The 20,348-nt window shown below is 48.2% G+C and carries 21 protein-coding genes, 2 rRNA genes and 1 other annotated feature (2 of these 24 only partly in view); all 23 genes read right to left on the bottom strand.

What is annotated here, in order from left to right:
- Positions 1-18, bottom strand: a sequence feature (ribosomal protein L10 leader region); it reaches 120 nt to the left of the window's first position.
- 50 nt (positions 19-68) lie between these two features.
- A complete protein-coding gene (gene rplA / locus AC4E8B_RS00660; RefSeq protein WP_490216415.1) occupies positions 69-767 on the bottom strand; it encodes a 50S ribosomal protein L1 in 699 nt (232 codons plus the stop codon).
- A gap of 165 nt (positions 768-932) precedes the next feature.
- Positions 933-1,358: a 50S ribosomal protein L11 gene (gene rplK / locus AC4E8B_RS00655; RefSeq protein WP_141195060.1), complete on the bottom strand. Its 426-nt coding sequence runs from the start codon at positions 1,356-1,358 to the stop codon at positions 933-935.
- A gap of 173 nt (positions 1,359-1,531) precedes the next feature.
- Complete coding sequence (gene nusG, locus AC4E8B_RS00650; protein ID WP_009791553.1) at positions 1,532-2,065, bottom strand: transcription termination/antitermination protein NusG; 534 nt, start codon at positions 2,063-2,065, stop codon at positions 1,532-1,534.
- 246 nt (positions 2,066-2,311) lie between these two features.
- Positions 2,312-2,482, bottom strand: coding sequence for a preprotein translocase subunit SecE (secE, locus tag AC4E8B_RS00645; RefSeq protein ID WP_490216413.1), 171 nt, complete (start codon positions 2,480-2,482; stop codon positions 2,312-2,314).
- A 57-nt stretch (positions 2,483-2,539) separates the two neighbouring features.
- Complete coding sequence (gene rpmG / locus AC4E8B_RS00640; protein WP_490216411.1) at positions 2,540-2,683, bottom strand: 50S ribosomal protein L33; 144 nt, start codon at positions 2,681-2,683, stop codon at positions 2,540-2,542.
- Positions 2,684-2,797: 114 nt separating this feature from the next.
- Entirely contained in the window at positions 2,798-3,436 is a 639-nt protein-coding gene (sigH, locus tag AC4E8B_RS00635; protein WP_490219427.1) for an RNA polymerase sporulation sigma factor SigH, read from the bottom strand.
- 93 nt (positions 3,437-3,529) lie between these two features.
- Complete coding sequence (locus AC4E8B_RS00630) at positions 3,530-4,039, bottom strand: NYN domain-containing protein (protein ID WP_490216410.1); 510 nt, start codon at positions 4,037-4,039, stop codon at positions 3,530-3,532.
- Between the two features lie 2 nt (positions 4,040-4,041).
- Positions 4,042-4,785: a 23S rRNA (guanosine(2251)-2'-O)-methyltransferase RlmB gene (rlmB, locus tag AC4E8B_RS00625; RefSeq protein WP_490216408.1), complete on the bottom strand. Its 744-nt coding sequence runs from the start codon at positions 4,783-4,785 to the stop codon at positions 4,042-4,044.
- Complete coding sequence (locus tag AC4E8B_RS00620; protein WP_490216406.1) at positions 4,782-5,207, bottom strand: Mini-ribonuclease 3; 426 nt, start codon at positions 5,205-5,207, stop codon at positions 4,782-4,784. The genes rlmB and AC4E8B_RS00620 overlap by 4 nt, the downstream gene beginning before the upstream one ends.
- A gap of 4 nt (positions 5,208-5,211) precedes the next feature.
- A complete protein-coding gene (gene cysS / locus AC4E8B_RS00615; protein ID WP_490216405.1) occupies positions 5,212-6,609 on the bottom strand; it encodes a cysteine--tRNA ligase in 1,398 nt (465 codons plus the stop codon).
- Positions 6,609-7,259 carry a serine O-acetyltransferase gene (gene cysE / locus AC4E8B_RS00610; protein WP_490216403.1) on the bottom strand — a complete coding sequence of 217 codons (651 nt, stop codon included), beginning with the start codon at positions 7,257-7,259 and terminating at the stop codon, positions 6,609-6,611. The genes cysS and cysE overlap by 1 nt, the downstream gene beginning before the upstream one ends.
- A gap of 497 nt (positions 7,260-7,756) precedes the next feature.
- Positions 7,757-9,214: a glutamate--tRNA ligase gene (gene gltX / locus AC4E8B_RS00605; RefSeq protein ID WP_490216402.1), complete on the bottom strand. Its 1,458-nt coding sequence runs from the start codon at positions 9,212-9,214 to the stop codon at positions 7,757-7,759.
- A gap of 94 nt (positions 9,215-9,308) precedes the next feature.
- Positions 9,309-9,788: a 2-C-methyl-D-erythritol 2,4-cyclodiphosphate synthase gene (ispF, locus tag AC4E8B_RS00600; protein ID WP_490216401.1), complete on the bottom strand. Its 480-nt coding sequence runs from the start codon at positions 9,786-9,788 to the stop codon at positions 9,309-9,311.
- Positions 9,789-9,801: 13 nt separating this feature from the next.
- Positions 9,802-10,497: a 2-C-methyl-D-erythritol 4-phosphate cytidylyltransferase gene (gene ispD / locus AC4E8B_RS00595; protein WP_490216399.1), complete on the bottom strand. Its 696-nt coding sequence runs from the start codon at positions 10,495-10,497 to the stop codon at positions 9,802-9,804.
- 21 nt (positions 10,498-10,518) lie between these two features.
- On the bottom strand, positions 10,519-11,595 hold the full coding sequence (locus AC4E8B_RS00590) for a PIN/TRAM domain-containing protein (protein ID WP_490216397.1): 1,077 nt from the start codon (positions 11,593-11,595) through the stop codon (positions 10,519-10,521).
- Between the two features lie 211 nt (positions 11,596-11,806).
- The gene (disA, locus tag AC4E8B_RS00585) at positions 11,807-12,880 is read right to left on the bottom strand and encodes a DNA integrity scanning diadenylate cyclase DisA (RefSeq protein ID WP_490216396.1); all 1,074 of its coding nucleotides are present in this window, start codon (positions 12,878-12,880) and stop codon (positions 11,807-11,809) included.
- A gap of 3 nt (positions 12,881-12,883) precedes the next feature.
- Positions 12,884-14,266 (bottom strand): DNA repair protein RadA, encoded by a 1,383-nt coding sequence (gene radA, locus AC4E8B_RS00580; RefSeq protein WP_490216394.1) that lies wholly within the window; start codon positions 14,264-14,266, stop codon positions 12,884-12,886.
- A gap of 224 nt (positions 14,267-14,490) precedes the next feature.
- Positions 14,491-16,944: an ATP-dependent protease ATP-binding subunit ClpC gene (gene clpC / locus AC4E8B_RS00575; RefSeq protein WP_490216393.1), complete on the bottom strand. Its 2,454-nt coding sequence runs from the start codon at positions 16,942-16,944 to the stop codon at positions 14,491-14,493.
- Positions 16,945-16,960: 16 nt separating this feature from the next.
- The gene (gene mcsB / locus AC4E8B_RS00570) at positions 16,961-18,028 is read right to left on the bottom strand and encodes a protein-arginine kinase McsB (RefSeq protein WP_490216391.1); all 1,068 of its coding nucleotides are present in this window, start codon (positions 18,026-18,028) and stop codon (positions 16,961-16,963) included.
- Positions 18,029-18,032: 4 nt separating this feature from the next.
- Entirely contained in the window at positions 18,033-18,581 is a 549-nt protein-coding gene (mcsA, locus tag AC4E8B_RS00565; RefSeq protein ID WP_490216389.1) for a protein-arginine kinase activator protein McsA, read from the bottom strand.
- Positions 18,582-18,608: 27 nt separating this feature from the next.
- Complete coding sequence (locus AC4E8B_RS00560; RefSeq protein ID WP_490219425.1) at positions 18,609-19,073, bottom strand: CtsR family transcriptional regulator; 465 nt, start codon at positions 19,071-19,073, stop codon at positions 18,609-18,611.
- Positions 19,074-20,046: 973 nt separating this feature from the next.
- A 5S ribosomal RNA gene (rrf, locus tag AC4E8B_RS00555) occupies positions 20,047-20,163 on the bottom strand.
- Between the two features lie 71 nt (positions 20,164-20,234).
- A 23S ribosomal RNA gene (locus tag AC4E8B_RS00550) occupies positions 20,235-20,348 on the bottom strand (it continues 2,831 nt past the right edge of the window).

Raw genomic sequence — 20,348 nt, 5'->3', positions numbered from 1 at the left:
TACAAATGTTATTTTATTTTCACAACAGTTTAGATTATATGAAATAACCATGCTGTTGTCAATTGGTATTATTTTGCTGAAGCTGTAGAAGGATCAACTTTGACGCCAGGGCCCATAGTTGATGTTACAGTAACTGATTTTACGTAAGTTCCTTTTGCTGCAGCAGGCTTAACTTTCATCATAGTCTCGAAGATAGTGTTGAAGTTTTCAGTAAGCTTCTCATCTTCGAAAGAAGTTTTCCCGATTGGAACATGGATGATTCCAGCTTTATCCAGACGGTACTCAACTTTACCAGCTTTGATTTCGTTTACTGCTTTTTCTACATCAAAAGTAACTGTTCCAGTTTTAGGGTTTGGCATTAAGCCTTTAGGACCTAATGTACGCCCAAGCTTACCAACTTCACCCATCATGTCTGGAGTAGCAACGATTACATCAAATTCGAACCAGCCTTGGCTGATTTTTGTGATGTACTCGGAATCGCCTACGTAGTCAGCTCCGGCAGCTTCTGCTTCCTTCGCTTTTTCGCCTTTAGCGAATACTAATACACGCTGAGTTTTACCAGTTCCGTTTGGAAGCACGACTGCTCCGCGGATTTGCTGGTCAGCTTTCTTAGGGTCAACCCCAAGACGGAAAGCCACTTCAACAGTTGCATCGAATTTCGCATAGTTTGTTTTCTTAGCAAGCTCAATCGCTTCAGCGACCGGGTAAGCTTTAGAACGATCTACAAGCTTAGCAGCTTCTAAATACTTCTTGCCTTTTTTAGCCATTATGATTTCCTCCTTGAATTGTGGTTTTAGCGGAATAACCTCCCACGTCCAAAAGCATGGGCGCCCTCCCTCGAAAAGGCCGGGCGCCCGGGCTTTACAGAACAAAGGTTGCGAATGAATCCAATTCAGCCGCAACCCCATAAGAACCTAATCTTCGAGCATGGATCAGTCTTCGATGACGATACCCATGCTGCGTGCAGTACCTTCTACCATGCGCATAGCGGATTCGACGCTAGCAGCATTTAAGTCAGGCATTTTAGTCTCAGCAATCTCGCGTACTTTATCACGCTTAACTGTTGCTACTTTATTACGGTTTGGTTCACCAGAACCAGACTCGATTCCAGCCGCTTTCTTAAGAAGAACGGCAGCGGGAGGAGTTTTCGTAATAAATGTAAATGAACGGTCTTCAAAAACCGAGATTTCAACAGGGATGATCAGTCCAGCCTGTTCAGCTGTACGAGCATTGAACTCTTTACAGAATCCCATGATGTTAACACCGGCTTGACCCAATGCAGGACCAACTGGCGGCGCTGGATTTGCTTTACCAGCAGGGATTTGCAATTTAACTACCTTGATAACTTTTTTAGCCACGAGACACACCTCCTTAAAGTCCGTGATGTGGTAATAGGGAATTTCCCTCCCACTCAACTTGTAGTCTTTATGTTAAAAATAAAGAACATAGCAATTTGTCCAGTCTCGTTGTCCGAGACATACTGACCTATGAAATAGTAACATTTTTAAAAGCGGATTTCAAGTTTTTCAGGCTATAATTTTTCAATTTGTGTAAAATCGAGCTCAACCGGCGTTTCCCGGCCGAACATATTAACCAGAACTTTGATCTTCGCTTTGTCTTTATCGATCTCTTCGATCGAGCCTGTGAAGTTGGCAAAAGGACCTTCGTTCACCTTGACGGTTTCGCCGATTTCAAAATCGATGTCGACGCGCTTTTCATCAACGCCCATGCGCTTAAGGATAACATTTACTTCTTCAGGAAGCAAAGGCGTCGGCTTTGAGCCTGATCCTGCCGATCCGACGAATCCTGTCACACCCGGCGTATTCCGGACAACATACCAGGAATCATCAGTCATGACGATTTCCACAAGCACATACCCGGGGAATACCTTTCGCTTCACAACTTTTTTCTTGCCGTTCTTAATATCTGTTTCTTCTTCTTCAGGCACGATCACGCGGAAGATCTTATCTTGCATGGCCATCGTTTCCACCCGTTTTTCCAGGTTGGCTTTTACTTTGTTTTCATAGCCTGAATAAGTATGGACTACATACCAGTTTTTTTCCATTCAAGAGGACTGTTCGTCCTTCCCTCCCTGTCTAAATAAAATCAAACTTCCCTCTGTAGGTTTCCAATATACCTGTGAACACGGCCGGATCCAGTATGATCCTCCGGCTCCCATAAAGAGTTCCGCTCTTCCCAGGCCAAAACAGGCGCGGATGCCTGTCTTTTTTTAAGCAAATGAAAAAACCCGTTTCCGGGCTTTGCAGAAGTTTCCTGTGTTATTCTCCATTATACCATGAGATTACAGGAGTTATTCAAGAATTATACGAATCAATTCAGAAATACCTAAGTCAAGAACGGCGAAGAAAAGGGCGAAGAACGTTACTGTCACAAGGACTGTCATCGTATAGCTGGTGAGCTCCTTGCGCTTTGGCCAGCTGACCTTTCTCATTTCGCGTCCAATATCACGGAAAAAATTCACGGTTCGTAACCTCCAACTTTCAAGGGTTGCTTGCTGATCTATGAATGAGTGCTATTGCTATTTTGTTTCCCGGTGGACAGTATGAGCCTTGCATGTATCACAGAACTTTTTCAATTCCATACGCTCTGTTTCTTTATTGCTCATGGTCGAATAGTTGCGGGACCCGCATTCTGCACAAGCCAGTACAACTTTTTTCCTCATATCGGCACCTTCTTATTGCTTGTCTGTTTCCTTACAAACTTTAACATGGTGCCCCTGTCATGTCAATAAGAGTCAGAATCATAGGAAATAAGGATCTATTTGTAATAATTGGCTTTACAATGAAAATTCGCGGACTTCAAGATATCTCTCCAGCTTCCTCTTTACGCGCTGCAGGGCGTTGTCGATCGACTTCACATGCCTGTTCAGTTCCTCGGAGATTTCCTGATAAGACTGCCCGTCAAGATAGAGGGCAAGGACCTTCCTTTCCAGATCGCTCAGGAGCTCGGACATTTTCACTTCAATGTTATCAAATTCCTCCTGGTTGATGATCAGCTCCTCCGGGTCCATCACCTTGGCGCCGGATATCACATCCATCAGGGTCCGGTCCGATTCTTCATCATAGATCGGCTTATCGAGTGAAACATAGGAATTGAGCGGTATATGCTTTTGGCGGGTAGCGGTTTTGATCGCTGTTATGATTTGCCTGGTGATGCACAGCTCGGCAAACGCCTTGAAGGAAGACAGCTTGTCCTCCTTGAAATCCCTGATTGCCTTATAAAGGCCGATCATGCCTTCCTGGACGATGTCTTCTTTATCAGCGCCTATCAGGAAATAGGACCTCGCCTTGGCACGCACGAAATTCCGGTACTTTTGGATCAGGTAATCCAAAGCCCCGCTTTCGCCCTTGTGGACCAATTCAATTATCTCTTCATCTTCGAGCTGAAGATAATTATTTTCCTCTTCGTTGATCATCGTCTTGAAATCAGTACTCACACAGATCCCCCTGACCGCACAAATCCCTGGATAGAAATATTATACAGCAGGAAAATTTTGAGCGTCAACCGCTCATTTCTGTCCCCTGCGCCATTTTTCAAAAATTTCTGCCACTTCATCTGTAAGCGGAATCTTTGAAACAGGCTTTTTTTCCTGGATTTTTTTCACCTTTTTTTCAATCCTTTTTTCCGTGCTTTCCATCTCGATCAGCAGCTCCCGCGCGGATATGCGCAGGGCGCCCTGTCCGAAAATGGCCCATTGCTCGGTATAATCGGACGTGGCGACATGGATTTGGGTTTTGATATTGTTCAGGCTGATGGCAAGTTTTTCGATCCGTTCATCTGCAGATTCATTTTCTTTCGTAAAAACAACCTCAACTTTATAGTTCTGGAACTTTTTCTCTGTTCCTTTGACATAATGGGCATCGAAGACGATGATGACCCGGTATCCTGAGTACCCCTGGAATTCTGCCATCTTTTCTACAAGCTTATCCCTCGCCGCACCCAAATCCTTGTTCTTCAGCTCCCTGAGATCAGGCCAGGCGCCGATGATGTTATACCCGTCCACTATAAGGATGTCCATCTTTATCCCTCTAGCGGATGGCGTTTGCGGTATACCTCATACATTAAAAGTGCTGCTGCAACAGAAGCGTTCAGGGATGTTACATTCCCAGCCATCGGCAAATGGATCAGAAAGTCGCACTTGTCGCGGATCAGGCGGCCCATTCCCTTTCCTTCACTGCCGATAACAAGGCCCAGAGGCATAGTCCCGTCAAACCGGCGGTAATCCTCGCTTCCTTTTGCATCCGTTCCGGCGATCCAGACACCTTTATCCTTCAGCTCATCAATTGTCCTGGCCATATTGGTCACTCTTGCGACCGGGATATGTTCGATGGCTCCTGTCGATGCCTTCGCCACAGTGGCGGTCAGGCCCACTGCCCTTCTTTTCGGGATGATGATGCCATGGGCTCCGACAGCATCGGCCGTCCTCATGATGGACCCCAGATTATGGGGATCTTCAATTTCATCGAGCAGCAGGAAGAACGGAGTTTCATTCTTTTTCTCTGCCGCCGCGAAGAGATCATCCACCTCGGCATACTCATAGGCCGCGACCGCTGCCACGACGCCCTGGTGAACCCCTTCCGCCATCTGGTCCAGCTTCTTCTTCGGCACAAACTGCACAAGCACCCCGTTTGTTTTGGCAAGGCCGATAACCTGCTGCATTTGCCCGCCCTGGGACCCTTCCGCTATAAAAATCTTGTTGATATCCCGCTCTGCCCTTAAGGCCTCCAGCACGGGGTTTTTCCCAATAATAAAATCCTGGCTCACTTTCCTTGCCCCCCTTTCCTTTCTTCAGCATGAAGGAATGCGGCAGAGATGATTTCCTCCAGCCGCTCCTCCGCTCCAGATAAATATAAATAGCCAATCAGCGCCTCAAATGCGGTGCTGTAGCGGTATGTCTGCACATCCGTGTTTTTAGGGATGGTTCCGGACTTGGCGTTCCGGCCCCTCTTCACAACGGCAACCTCCTCTTCCTCCAAAAACTCGCCTTCAAGGAATTTATGGATCACATAAGACTGCGCCTTGGCTGATACATAAGACGTCGCCTCTTTATGGAGGAAGTTCGGCCTTACGGTCCCCTTGTGGATTAAGTGATTGCGTACATACTGCTCAAATACGGCATCGCCCATATAGGCAAGCGCAAGGCTGTTCAGCTGTTTTTCGTTGATTTTATTCTCATAGCGAAGCATAATGTCAGCCTCTTTTCCATCTTGTGCCCTGGGCTGTATCTTCCAGAATGATGTTCATTTCCTTCAGCTGGTCGCGAATCTGGTCGGAAAGCTGGAAGTTGCGTTCTTTCCTCGCCTGGTTGCGCTTTTCAATGAGCGCATCGATTTCGGCATCCAGCAATTCTTCACCAGCGAGCGACAGCCCGAGGACGTCAAACAGGATTTCAAACTCTTTCATGAAGGCATCGATCACTTCAACGCTCGTATTCTTTTCCAAAAGATAATAATTCGCCTGCTTCGAAAGCTCGAACAGCACGGATATCCCATTCGCTGTATTGAAGTCATCATCCATTTCCTTGATGAATTCCCCGTGGAGAGCTTCGATTTTTTTCAGCCACTCGCTGTTATTGTCCGTCAGCTCAGCACTTGCTTCCTTCCGGTGCGCAAGGTTCTGATAAGACGTAGTGATTCTCTCCAGCCCGCTGCGGGTATTTTCAAGCAGTTCATCGCTGTAATTGATCGGATGGCGGTAATGGACAGATAGCATGAAGAACCTCAATACCTGCGGATCATGATTTTTGATGATGTCATGTACAAGGACGAAGTTGCCAAGCGACTTTGACATCTTCTCATTATTGATATTAATATACCCGTTATGCATCCAATAGCGCGCAAAAGTCTTCCCTGTCAGCGCTTCGGACTGGGCGATTTCATTTTCGTGGTGCGGGAATGATAGATCCTGGCCGCCGGCATGGATATCAATTGTGTCGCCAAGATATTTCCTCGCCATGGCAGAGCACTCGATATGCCAGCCCGGACGTCCCTTGCCCCATGGGCTATCCCAGGAGATTTCCCCATCTTTCGCTGTTTTCCAGAGCGCAAAGTCAAGGGCATCCTGCTTTTTCTCCCCTACAGCAATCCTGGCGCCGACACGTAGCTCATCAATGGATTGCTGTGACAGCTTGCCGTATTCGTCGAATCTTCTGGTGTGGAAGTACACATCCCCATTTGATTCATAGGCAAATCCTTTGTCAATCAGGGCCTCGATGAACTGAATGATAAGGTCCATGCTCTCAGTTACGCGCGGGTGCACATCCGCCCGTTTGCATCCAAGCGCTGAAACATCCTCAAAGTAAGCATCGATGAAACGTTCGGCAATGGAAGGAACATCCTCCCCGAGCTCTTTGGCAGCTCTGATCAGCTTATCATCCACATCTGTAAAATTGGAAATGTACTGGACATCATAGCCCCTGAACTCCAGATATCTTCTTACCGTATCAAAAACGATCGGCGGACGGGCATTTCCTATATGGATATAGTTATATACGGTCGGTCCGCAAACATACATTTTGACTTTCCCTTCTTCAAGGGGAATAAACTCTTCCTTCTGCCTGGACATTGTATTATAAATTGCAATAGCCATTATTTAAGGCTCCTTTCTCTTCTCAAATCCTCCAGCTCGACCTGCATCTCCTGAAGCTTCTTCTCCATCTCGACCAGCCTGTCGCTGACCGGATCAGGCAGATCGCTGTGGTTGAGATCCTTCTTAAGCTTCACGCCATCTTTGATGACGATCTTGCCCGGTATCCCCACCACCGTTGAATTGGGGGGAACATCCCTAAGGACGACCGACCCCGCTCCCACCTTCGAGTTCTCTCCGATGGTGATGGAACCCAAAACCTTCGCACCAGTGGCTATCAGGGCATTATCTTTGATTGTCGGGTGGCGTTTTCCTTTTTCCTTGCCGGTTCCGCCGAGGGTGACGCCCTGGAACACTGTCACATTATCGCCGATTTCACAAGTCTCGCCGATCACTACGCCCATGCCGTGGTCAATGAAGAAACGCCGGCCGATCTTTGCACCAGGATGGATCTCAATGCCGGTGAAAAACCGGCTGATCTGGGAAACAACCCGGGCCCAAAAATAGAATTTCCTTTTGAACAGGGCATGTGCCAGCCTATGTGCCCAGATGGCATGGACTCCGGAATACGTAAGTACGACTTCAATATAGCTCCTGGCAGCAGGGTCCTGGTCAAAAACCACCTCTATATCCTCTTTAAGCCTTCGGAACATTTGTTCTCCCCTCCCTGTTTTTGCATATCTGACGGTTGAAAACTTTCATCCAGACGGCCTGCATCCTTCAGGCAAGCCCTTCCGGAGCAGCTCATATACGAGGGACCGGATGCTGGAGCGGGCCTCGACTTGCTTGCTCCAAGCCCGGCTAGCTTTTGATCCTTAACAACAAAAAAAAAGCGCCCCTGTCATAATGACAGAGACGCTGTAGGCGCGGTTCCACTCTGTTTAGGCATATGTAAAAATGCCTCAACTTTACCCTGTTAACGGAAGGGAATCCGCCCAAGTCTACTCTGCATTTCGAAATGGGGCTCAGAGGGGCACTTCAAAAAATGAGGGGCCTGAACCACTTTCAGCCGGTGATGGTTCTCTCTTTCAGCCTTCCCTTGGATGCGCGGGCCAGGCTATTGAAGCGTCATTTTTCTACTCTTCCTCTTCAACACTTTTGGATCATTAAATTTGAATTACTCTTACTATATTACATTTTTGCCAAGATGTTAATCATTAATGCTTGCCAAACGATTTTTTACCTTGTCTTTTCCTAAAAGAGCGATGGCCTTAGGAAGATCCGGTCCATGCGTCTGTCCTGTGATGGCTGCCCGGACAGGCATAAACAGCTTCTTGCCTTTATGGCCCGTGCCTTTCTGGACTGCCTTCAGCGCTGCTTTGATTTCTTCAGCCGTGAAATCTTCCAGGGAGCCGATTTCTGCAAGGAAGGCAGACAGCACTTCCGGCACCTGGTCTTCGCTCAGGACTTCTTTCGCTTCTTCATCATAGCTGACTTCCTCTGTGAAGAAGATGCCGGAAAGGTCCACGATCTCTGCACCATAGCTCATTTGATCCTGGTAAAGGGAAATAAGCCCGCGTACCCACTCTTCATCCGCGCCTGTAAGGTTTTCACTGACTTTTCCCGCCTTGATGAGATGGGGCAGTGAAATTTCCACTAGCCTATCAATTTCTTCCTGCTTGATGTACTGGTTATTCATCCATGTCAGCTTCTGCTTATCGAACAGCGCCGGTGATTTTGAAAGCCGGTCAGCTTCAAAGATATTGATCAGCTCTTCTTTCGTGAAGATCTCTTCTTCTCCTGCAGGCGACCAGCCAAGCAGGGTGATGAAGTTGAATAATGCTTCCGGAAGATAGCCAAGCTCCTCGTACTGCTCGATGAACTGGATGATGGATTCATCACGCTTGCTGAGCTTCTTGCGGCTCTCATTGACGATGAGCGTCATATGGCCAAAGACAGGAGGCTCCCAGCCAAAGGCCTCATAGATCATCAACTGCTTCGGTGTGTTCGAAATATGGTCATCCCCGCGCAATACGTGGGAAATCTTCATCAGATGGTCATCGGCAGCAACGGCAAAGTTATAGGTCGGGATTCCATCTTTCTTCACGATGACAAAATCGCCGAATCCGTCAGATTCAAAGGAAACCTCGTCCTTGACCATGTCATTGAATGCATAGACCTTCCCTTTCGGAACGATGAAACGGATGCTCGGCCTGCGGCCTTCAGCCTCCAGTTTTTCCCTTTCATCCTGTGTCAGGTGGCGGCATTTGCCGGAATATTGGGGGTTATCTCCCCTTGCCATCTGCTCTTCGCGCTCTGCTTCAAGCTCTTCCTCTGTGCAATAGCATTTATAGGCAAGATCTTTGTCAAGCAGCTCCTGATACAGCTTCTGGTAGATATCAATCCGCTCTGACTGGCGGTACGGGGCGTACTCCCCATCTTTATCAATGCTTTCATCCCAGTCAATGCCAAGCCACTTCAGATATTTCAGCTGGCTTTCCTCTCCGCCTGCAATATTCCTCTTAAGGTCGGTATCCTCGATCCTGATGATGAATTTCCCGCCTTTTGAGCGTGCAAACAAATAGTTGAACAGCGCCGTGCGGGCATTGCCTATATGTAAATGTCCGGTTGGGCTTGGCGCATAGCGGACCCTGATTTCATTAGACATGAATAAGCCTCCTATAGTAGTCATTTTCCTTCTTCTTCTTTGCTATATTCTAACACCGTGTTTTTGCCGTATAAAGCTAATTTTTTTCGGGCGCTCAATCCTTTTTCTGCAGCAGGACGGCAGCCTGTGAAGCAATCCCTTCGCCTCTGCCCGGAAAACCGAGCTTTTCTGTTGTCGTTGCCTTCACATTGATGCGGTCCGTATCTGCCTGCAAAAGCTCTGCAATCCGCTCTCTCATCTGGCCGATATAAGGCGCCATTTTCGGCTGCTGCGCGATGATGGTGCAGTCAGCATTCACAAGCTTATACCCTTTAGCATCCACAATCTTCCACACATGCTCCAGCAGCTTGGCTGAATCAGCATCCTTGAACTCAGGATCTGTATCCGGAAAATGCCTGCCGATATCTCCTTCCCCGATTGCCCCAAGGCATGCGTCAGCAATCGTATGGAGAAGCACATCGGCATCAGAGTGGCCCAAAAGCCCCTTCTCATAGGGAATTTCGATGCCGCCGATAATCAGCAGCCGTCCCTCGGTTAATTGGTGTACATCAAAGCCTTGTCCTATTCTAAACATAGTCGATTCCCCTTTATGTTTTACCTTGAGCTTCACGCTTCCGGATGATCGCTTCTGCAAAATACAGGTCCTCCGGGGTTGTGAGCTTGATATTATCATAATTTCCTTCAATGATTTTTACAGGGATGCCGAGCCGTTCTGCCAGGCTGGCATCATCTGTGCCGAGGTACTCTTCCTCAGCCGCTCTCTGATGAATGTGCAGGAGGGTGGAAACACGAAAAGCCTGTGGGGTTTGGACTGCCCACAGACTTGAACGTTCAACTGTTTCCAGGATTTGATTGCCGTCCGCCTTTTTCACGGTATCCTTAACCGGAACGGCCAATACTGCACCAGCATCCTGTTCCGCTGCTTCCGTCAGCTCCCGGATCAGGTGCTGGTCAATGAACGGCCGGGCCGCATCATGCACCATGGCAATGCCATCTCCCTGCAGCTGCTTCACTGCATTATAGACGCTGTACTGGCGTTCCGAACCCCCGGGTATGAGCTTGGCGGCTTTCTTGATATCGTAAAAAGCAAGAAGCGCTTCAATCTCCGCTTTCTCGGCCGGATTGACCGCAAGCAGGATGCCTGTACAATCCGGATCGCTTTCAAACACCCTGAGCGTGTGGATGAATACCGGCACACCGCGGATCTCGAGCAAAAGCTTATTTTTGCCGGCACCCATCCTCTTCCCCTGGCCTGCAGCAGGAATAATTACCTGATAAGGCATAAACAGTCTCCCAACTCTCTTTTATAAAGCTTTTTCAAGCAGCTTAGGCTTTGCAAAAATCATTCGGCCCGCAGAGGTCTGCAGTACGCTGGTGACAAGGACGTCGATATGCTTCCCGATATAATCGCGGCCATCTTCAACGACAATCATCGTGCCGTCATCCAGATAGGCAACACCCTGATTATGCTCTTTCCCGTCCTTGATGACCTGGACCTTCATCTCTTCGCCCGGCAGCACCACCGGCTTGACCGCATTGGCCAAGTCATTGATATTGAGCACAGATACCTTCTGAAGCTCACATACCTTGTTGAGATTGAAGTCATTCGTCACAACAACGCCGTTCGTCAGCTTTGCCAATTTCACAAGCTTGCTGTCCACTTCCTGGATTTCATCAAAGTCACCTTCGTAAATCTCGACTTTGATGGAAAGCTCTTTCTGTATGCGGTTGAGGATATCAAGTCCCCTTCTTCCGCGGTTCCTTTTCAATACATCTGAAGAATCAGCAATATGCTGGAGTTCCTCGAGGACAAACTGCGGAATGACAATCGTCCCCTCCAGGAAACCTGTCTGGCAGATATCCGCAATCCTGCCGTCGATGATCACACTTGTATCCAGGATCTTCAATACATTTTTTTGCGGTGCTTCATTTTCCTCTTCCCCGGATTTCTTTTTCCGGCTCGTAAATAATCCCAGGAGCTCGTCGCGCTTTTTGAAGCCCACCTGGAAGCCAAGATAGCCAAAGATGAGCGTAAGCAGAATTGGTGCGACTGTGTTGACAATTGGAAATTCATTCAGCGCGAAGCCGATCAAAAATGCCAATATCAGGCCGAACGCAAGGCCCACACTGCCAAAAATAATATCTGTTATAGGCGCTTTTACCAATGATTCCTCTACCCATTTCACGAAATTGGTTACATAATCAACTGCCCAAAAAGATATAAGATAAAAAATAATGGCACCTAAAATAGCGGACACATACGGATTATTTAAAAGAGGAATGTCACCCAAAGCAACTAGCCCCAGCAAGTCCGGAATCAGGAAAATTCCAAGAGTCCCCCCGGTAATAAGGAAGCATGCCTGTACAATACGTTTTAACATTCCTTCACCTCCTTTTAATCATTATAAACAAATTCCCTGAATTGAAACCTGCTGAATATGTTAATTTCGTTTTTTGTAACATTATCTCAAAATAATATAATTGGAGGTTTTTATACACTTATACACTTTAAGCGTAGCATCGTGCCCACAGAGTGTCAAATAATATAAAACCATCATTTTAGCATACTGAATACACCAATTCAATGGGCAATTAAAGCTGCCGGTCCGCAAACAGCTGCTCCTTGACCAGCTTGAGGCCCTCGCGGATCTTCCTGGCCCTGACTTCACCGATGCCTTCCACCTCATCAAGATCCTCTACGGAAGCTGCCGTAATTTCAGGAAGCTCCTGGAACCTGGTGATGAGATTTTCAATAATGATTGGCGGGAGCCGTGGAATTTTATTGAGCATCCGGTAGCCTCTCGGACAAATACCTTCATCCAGGTGGACATAACCGCTATAGCCGATCAGCTTCAGGAGGATGCTGTCCTCGATTGTTTCGCCGCTTGCCAGCTCCTGCATTTTTCTGATGGCTTCCTTCGTGCTGACATCCTTATCATAAGCATAGTCTTTGATGATCAAAGAGGTTTCCTTTTCCATATCTGTCAAGAGCTCGTTCATCTGCAGGCGGATCAGCCTGCCTTCTGTTCCCAGTTCACTCAGATAGGACATCAGTTCCTGCTTGATCTTCAGCACCATCTCATAGCGGTGCAGCACCTGGAGCACATCACTGTAAGTTACAAGCTCTTCAAACTCAAGGATCCCGAGGCTTGCGATGCTCTGCTCCAGCACCACTTTATATTTCTCAAGCGTCTGGACCGCCTGATTAGCTTTTGCAAGAATGACAGCGATGTCTTTCAGTGCATATCTGAAATGGCCCTGATAGAGCGTGATGACAGTCCTCCGCTGTGAAATGGCGACAACCAGCGCCCCCGTCTCCTTCGCCACCCGCTCTGCTGTCCTGTGCCGCATCCCGGTTTCCGAAGAAGGGATGCCCGGGTTCGGGGCAAGCTGCGCATTCGCTATGAGAATTTTGCTGCCTGTCTCATTCAGGATAATGGCGCCGTCCATTTTGGCCAGCTCATACAGATAACTGGGCGTGAAAGGGCAATTGATCTGGAAGCCTCCGTCTACAATCGCCTTTACCTTCTCATCGCAGCCCAGTACAATCAGGCCGCCTGTGTCGGCGCGAAGGACATTATCTATCCCCTCGCGTATCGGTGTTCCTGGTGCCAAAAATTTCAGAATTTCACTCCGGGTCTTTTCCCCCAGCTTTTTATTCTCCATTTATTATCCTCCTAATGCTGCTTTTAGCGCCTCGCTCACTGTATTGACCCCCATCAGCTGCACACCCGGCGGAGGATCCCAGCCTCCAAGGTTCTTCGCTGGAAGGATGATCCTTTCAAACCCAAGCTTGGCAGCTTCCTGGACGCGCTGTTCAATCCTGGAGACGCGGCGGACCTCACCGGTCAAGCCTACCTCTCCTATGATGCAGTCCGATGCCTGTGTCGGCTTATCCCTGAAGCTTGATGCGATGCTGACGGCAATTGCCAGGTCAATCGCAGGCTCATCCAGCTTAACACCGCCTGCCACCTTCAAATAAGCATCCTGATTTTGCAGAAGCATCCCGACGCGCTTTTCCAGCACAGCCATCAAAAGCGGGACGCGGTTATGGTCGATTCCGGTGGCCATCCTCCGCGGATTACCGAAGCTTGTTGGTGAAATCAGCGCCTGGATCTCAACCAGCACCGGCCTCGTCCCTTCCATAGAGGCAACCACCGTCGACCCCGAAGCCCCCTGGGAGCGCTCTTCAAGGAAGATTTCCGATGGGTTTTCCACCTCTTCAAGGCCGAATTCCTTCATTTCGAAAATGCCCATTTCATTGGTTGATCCGAAACGGTTCTTAACAGCCCTGAGAATGCGGTAGGTATGATGCCTTTCACCCTCAAAGTAAAGGACGGTGTCGACCATATGTTCGAGCAGCCTGGGACCGGCAATCGAGCCTTCCTTCGTGACATGCCCGACAATAAAAATTGCAATGCCTTTTGTCTTTCCAATCCTCATCAGCTCCGCTGTACATTCCCTTACCTGTGAGACGCTTCCGGGCGCCGAGGTGATGTCCGGATGGAAGACAGTCTGGATTGAATCAATAATAACAAAGCTAGGGTTTTCATTTTCGATGGTCCGGCTGATTTCCTCGAGATTCGTTTCTGCATATACCAGCAGCTTATCTGATACCACCCCAAGCCTGTCAGCCCTGAGCTTTGTCTGCCTCATAGATTCTTCCCCGGAAATATAAAGGACAGAATGATCCTTTCGGGCAAGCTGGGATGAAACCTGCAGAAGAAGCGTCGACTTCCCGATCCCGGGATCGCCTCCGATCAGCACAAGAGATCCCCTTACCACCCCTCCGCCAAGAACGCGGTTGAGCTCCTTCAGGTCTGTATAAATCCGCGGTTCATTCACTGTCTCAATTGATGTGATCGGCGTCGCTTTTGAAGCGAGGGTTACGCCAGCTGAGTGGGCGAATGCACCCCTTCTTCCTGCAGCCGCAGGCTTTTCTGTTTCCTCCACCATTGTATTCCACTGCCCGCAGGCAGGACACTTGCCCATCCACTTGGGGGACTCATAGCCGCATTCCTGGCAGATGAATTTGGTCTTTCTTTTTGCCATCCGTTTCTCCCTTTCTATCTCAATCTCTTCTATCTTTTAAAAGTGCACTATTAGTTTCATTATAGGGAAAGTATATTATACTTCCCGGCTTATATAAAAATGCCTGCCTAAGGAAAATTACGGAAACAGATGGTTCCTATCCCCAAGAACAGGGTGAATTGCATTGAATGGAAAAAGGTACACGCATTGTGCACCGTGTACCTTTTTATTATATAATATGACGTTTATTTAGATAAGTTTGTTGCAGTTTCAGGAGATTCTTCTGTTTTCACGACAAATTCCCCATCTTCTACATCAATGATGACATTCTGCCCTGTCAGCACCTGGCCCTTTAGAAGCTCTTCTGATAAGCGGTCTTCAATATGCTTTTGGATTGCACGGCGGAGCGGCCTTGCACCGTACTCAGGATCGTAGCCTTCCTCAGAGATTTTTTCTTTTGCTTTATCTGTCAGGGCAAGGACGATCTCCTGTTCCTGCAGGCGTTTAACCAGCTGGTCGGACAGCAGTGTAACAATTTCCTTGAGGTGTTTTTTCTCAAGGGCGTGGAACACGATGATTTCATCGATACGGTTAAGGAATTCAGGACGGAAGGCCTTCTTAAGCTCTTCCATTACCTTGCCTTTCATGTCCTTATAGTCCTGCTCTCCATCCTGGATGTTAAAGCCGACATATTTATTCCGTTTCAGCGATTCTGCCCCGACATTGGATGTCATGATCAGGACTGTGTTGCGGAAGTCGACTGTCCGGCCTTTAGAGTCTGTCAGGCGTCCATCCTCAAGAACCTGAAGGAGGATATTGAATACATCCGGATGTGCTTTCTCAATCTCATCCAGAAGGACAACCGAGTATGGCTTCCTGCGGACCTTTTCTGTCAGCTGGCCGCCTTCCTCATAGCCTACATATCCCGGAGGCGAACCGACAAGGCGGGAAGTCGAATGCTTCTCCATATATTCGGACATATCAATGCGGATCATCGCATCCTCATCGCCGAACATCGCTTCTGCCAGCGCGCGCGCAAGCTCAGTTTTACCAACTCCTGTTGGGCCGAGGAATACGAAGGAGCCGATCGGGCGCTTAGGATCCTTCAGGCCGGCTCGTGCACGGCGGACCGCTTTGGAGATCGCCTTGACTGCTTCTTCCTGGCCAATGACACGGGAATGAAGGATCTCTTCCATATTCAAGAGCTTGGCTGTTTCTGTCTGGGCCAGCTTCGCTACTGGAATTCCAGTCCAGCTTGCCACGACAGATGCAATATCATCCACTGTGACTTCGCTGTTTTCCTTCCCTTGCTTTTCTTTCCAGCTCTTCTTCGTTTCCTCCAGCTGTTCGCGCAGGCGCTGTTCAGAATCTCTGAGGGATGCAGCCTTTTCAAACTCCTGGCTTTGGACGGCAGCATCTTTTTCTTTCCTGACTTCTTCAAGCTTCATTTCAAGCTCCTTCAGGTTAGGAGGAGTAGTGTATGAACGCAGGCGCACCTTTGAGCCGGCTTCATCTATCAGATCGATTGCTTTATCCGGAAGGAACCGGTCTGAAATATAGCGGTCTGAGAGCTTGACTGCGGCATCGATGGCTTCGTCTGTGATGGATACCCTGTGATGGGCTTCGTAGCGGTCGCGCAGTCCCTTCAGAATCTGGACCGACTCCTCTGCTGTAGGCTCATCAACCGTAATCGGCTGGAAGCGCCTTTCAAGCGCCGCATCTTTTTCGATATACTTTCTGTATTCATCCAGGGTAGTGGCGCCGATGCACTGCAGCTCGCCCCTCGCAAGGGATGGCTTCAGGATATTGGAAGCATCGATTGCCCCTTCCGCCCCGCCTGCACCGATCAGTGTATGAAGCTCATCGATGAAGAGAATGATATTGCCTGCCTGGCGGATTTCATCCATTACTTTTTTCAAACGGTCTTCGAACTCGCCCCGGTATTTTGTTCCGGCTACAACCGTTCCCATATCAAGCGTCATGACCCGTTTGTCGCGGAGGATCTCCGGCACTTCATTGTTGATGATCTGCTGTGCAAGTCCTTCAGCGATGGCTGTCTTACCGACGCCAGGCTCTCCGATCAGGACCGGATTGTTCTTTGTCCGGCGGCTCAGCACTTCAATGACACGCTGGATTTCCTTGCTTCGGCCGATGACCGGATCAAGGCTGCCTTCCCTGGCAATGGCCGTCAGATCTCGTGCAAGGCTATCAAGGGTAGGTGTGTTGGCGCTTGCCGCAGATCCTCCCTGATGGCTTCCTGAATCATTGCTTCCCAGAAGCTGGAGCACCTGCTGCCTGGCTTTATTGAGGCTGACTCCCAGGTTGTTCAGCACCCTCGCCGCAACCCCTTCACCCTCGCGGATCAAGCCGAGCAGGATATGCTCTGTGCCGACATAAGAGTGGCCCAGTTTTCTTGCCTCATCCATTGAAAGCTCAATGACCTTTTTAGCCCTTGGCGTATAGTGGGGAGTCTGTGAGGAATCCTGGCCGCGGCCAATAAGGTTTTCCACTTCTTTTTGGATTTTCTCTGAACCCAGCCCGAGTGCATAAAGCGCCTTTGCGGCAATTCCCTCTCCTTCACGGACAAGGCCGAGCAGGATGTGCTCTGTACCGATATTGCTGTGTCCTAAGCGAATGGCTTCCTCCTGTGCTAATGCCAATACTTTTTGAGCTCTTTCAGTAAATCGTCCGAACATCATATTTTCATCCTCCCGACTATTGTTTTTCCATTTTTAATCTTTCACGTATAAGTGCAGCCCTTCTAATATCACGTTCTTCAGGCCGCAGCGGCCCGCCGGCATATTGCTGCAGGAAACCGGGCTGTGTAAGAATCATCAATTCATTTAAAATATTTTTTGAAATATCTTTGATGTATCCCATATCTATACCCAGCCGGACATCAGATAAGCATTTTGCCGCTTCTTTTGTTTCAATGATCCGGCTGTTGGAGAGAACCCCATAGGAACGGTACACTCTGTCTTCTAATTGTATGTTGGATGTCTTTGCTAATGCTTCCCGGGCATATCTTTCCTGGGCGATAAGCTGGCCCACGACACTCTTCAGATCTTCTACAATGTCTTCCTCCGACTTTCCGAGCGTGATCTGATTGGACACTTGAAAAATATTGCCGAGCGCCTCGCTCCCTTCGCCATAAGTCCCTCTCACCACTAACCCAAGCTGATTGATGGCCGGGATGATCCGGTTCATCTGATGGGTGAGCATCAGGCCGGGGAGATGCATCATGACTGAAGCCCTGAGCCCAGTTCCGACATTGGTCGGGCAGCTGGTAAGGTACCCATAGTCTTCATCAAAGGCAAACTCAAGATTTCCTTCAAGCCAGTCATCCAGCTCATTGGCCATCTCAAGTGCCTCGGTCAGCTGGAAAGCAGGATACAGACATTGAATCCGGATATGGTCTTCTTCGTTGACCATGATGCTGACCTCTTCATTCTCTGACAGGAGGCAAGCCCCATAAGGAGACTGCTCAGCCAGAGTTGGACTGATCAGATGCTTTTCGACAAGCACCCTCTTCTGAAGAGGCTGCACACTCCCCATCTCAAGAAGCTCCATGCTGCCAATCCCCGGGAAAGGCTTCTCAGCAGAAATCTGCCGTATATCTTCAATGATGCTTTGCGCTTCCTCATTTGAAAATAAAGTGGGAAATTTATATACATTCATATTCCTTGCCAGACGGATGCGGGAACTCAGTACGATATCCGAATCAGGGCCTTCCGCACTCATCCAAGAACTGACCGCCTGGCTGATAAAACGTTCCAGTGACACGATATCAGTCCCCCTCCCTGCCGCTGCTCAGCTGCTTTTCAAGGGACCGTATTTCATCCCTGCGCTCGGCAGCTTTTTCAAACTCTTCCTGCAGGATCAAATCCTTCAACTCTTTTCTCATATCCTCAATCTTTTTCCTGAGCTGAATGCTGCCGCCGGCTCTTGCCGGTATCTTCCCTCTATGAGACCAGTTCCCGCTGTGGAGGCGCTTCAGGATCGGGTCAAGCTGCCCCTTGAATTCCGAATAGCAGTGGGCGCAGCCAAACCTTCCGATTTTAATGAACTGCTTAAAGGTCAGCTGGCATTTGCTGCACTGCAGTATATGCTCCTGCGGCATCTGCTCTTTCTTCGGCTGCTGCAGGGACGGCTCGATATTCAAAAGCCCCGCCAGCAGGCTGTTGAGGGAAAAGCCTGAAGCCTGATTATTGATCATGAACATTTCGCCTTTTTCCTTGGCGCAGATCTCACAAAGGTGAAACTCGGTCTTCTCGCCATTTATGCTTTTTGTAAAATGCAGCGTTGCCGGCCTCTGATTACATTCTTGGCAAATCATGCACTCACCTCTCCAGCTGCTTAATTCTTATTTATATTTTAATGAAGTCAACATTGCTCTTAGCATTCTTGATCGCAACTCATCGCGGTACGGAAGTTCTATATATAAAACCGACCGGTCGATTACACTAAGCATGATCTTTGCTTCACGGCGTGTGATAACTTCCTCTTCAACCAGACGTATAATAACGCTCTCGGCGCTACCCTGTGATATCCTGCTTTGAATCAGCAGAAGCAGCTGATCAATCAGATCTGCATGATCATAGGACTGTACCTTCATGATCCGGATATATCCTCCGCCGCCCCTCTTGCTTTCAACAATGTATCCTTTTTCAATTGTAAAGCGGGTATTGATGACATAATTGATCTGCGAGGGGACACATTGGAATTTATCAGCAACTTCGCTTCTTTTAATCTCGACACTTTCCCGTTCGCTCAGCTCCAAAACTTCCTTCAGGTACTTCTCGATTATGTCGGATATATTCCTCACCAGGCCTCCCCCTCCCTGACTTTGACTATATTTGACTTTAATTATAAATGAATTATGTAAAAAGTTGCAAGATGGACGCCTTATTAATTTTCCCATTTAATAAATTTCTCAAACGTAGCAAGTGAAAATTCTTCCAGCTCTTTAGAGTATTCAGACGATGGGCTTTTGGGTGCTTGTCATGGGGCGGGAAAGTTGATTTTGAGAAAGCGAGGGCGTGTTTTTGCTTGATACTTTTGCTGCTGGCGGGGAAGAGCCGGCGCGGGCGGTGTGGGATATATGAGGGTAACTCGGTAATAAGAGAGGATTCTGCAAGATTTTTAGAGTGTTCGGACGATGGTTATTGGAGTTGGTGGTTGGGCGTGGGCGGCGGGAGTGGTTGGTGGGAGTGGCGGTGGCGGTTAGCGTGCCTGAGGATGGGCTTTTAGGACTGTTGCTTAGCGGTTGGGCTATGGATGATGTTTAGGGGAGTTGGTAATATATGATGGTAATTCAGTATATTAAATGTGCAATTCGGTAAATTAGTTGGCCAATTGATTAAATTAATCGCAAAGTCGGTAGATTATCGCGCCATACGATTAAATTCATGGTTTAAGCAGCTGCTCTACCCGTTGTTCTAATCAAAAATACGGCACATTTGCCCACCCGGCGTTCTTTTTCCAGCAATATCAGGAATTTAGCGGATGGGCTATAGTTGTTTTAGGGCAAATGGTAAATTAAATGGGGTATTCGGTAATTTAAATGAGCAATTCGGTAAATTAACTAGCTATTTGATTAAATTAATCGCAAAGTTGGTAGATTATCATGCCAGTTAATTAAATTTGCGATTAAAGCGCCCATTCTCCCCTTTAAAAACACTGCTCATTCGTCCACCCAACCACTAGTTTCCGCTCAAAAGCACTTTTCTTATTAATACCCTCTCCATTTGCCTAAAAAAAGCGCAAAAAAAAGAACAGTCACGCAGACTGTTCTTCGTTTCGCCCGGCAGCGTCCTACTCTCACAGGGGGAGAACCCCCAACTACCATCGGCGCTGAGAAGCTTAACTTCCGTGTTCGGTATGGGAACGGGTGTGACCTTCTCGCTATCGCCACCAGACTATTTAGATGAGGTTTTGTTCCCTCAAAACTAGATAATGTATAAGAAGAAGAATGACTGAGTAATCAATTGTGGTTAAGTCCTCGATCTATTAGTATCTGTCAGCTCCACGTGTCACCACGCTTCCACCTCAGACCTATCAACCTGATCATCTTTCAGGGATCTTACTAGCTTGACGCTATGGG

The organism is Bacillus sp. SRL543 (genome assembly GCF_984799205.1).
Note: the sequence above shows the minus strand (reverse complement) of the source record. Positions and strands in the feature narration are given on the sequence as shown.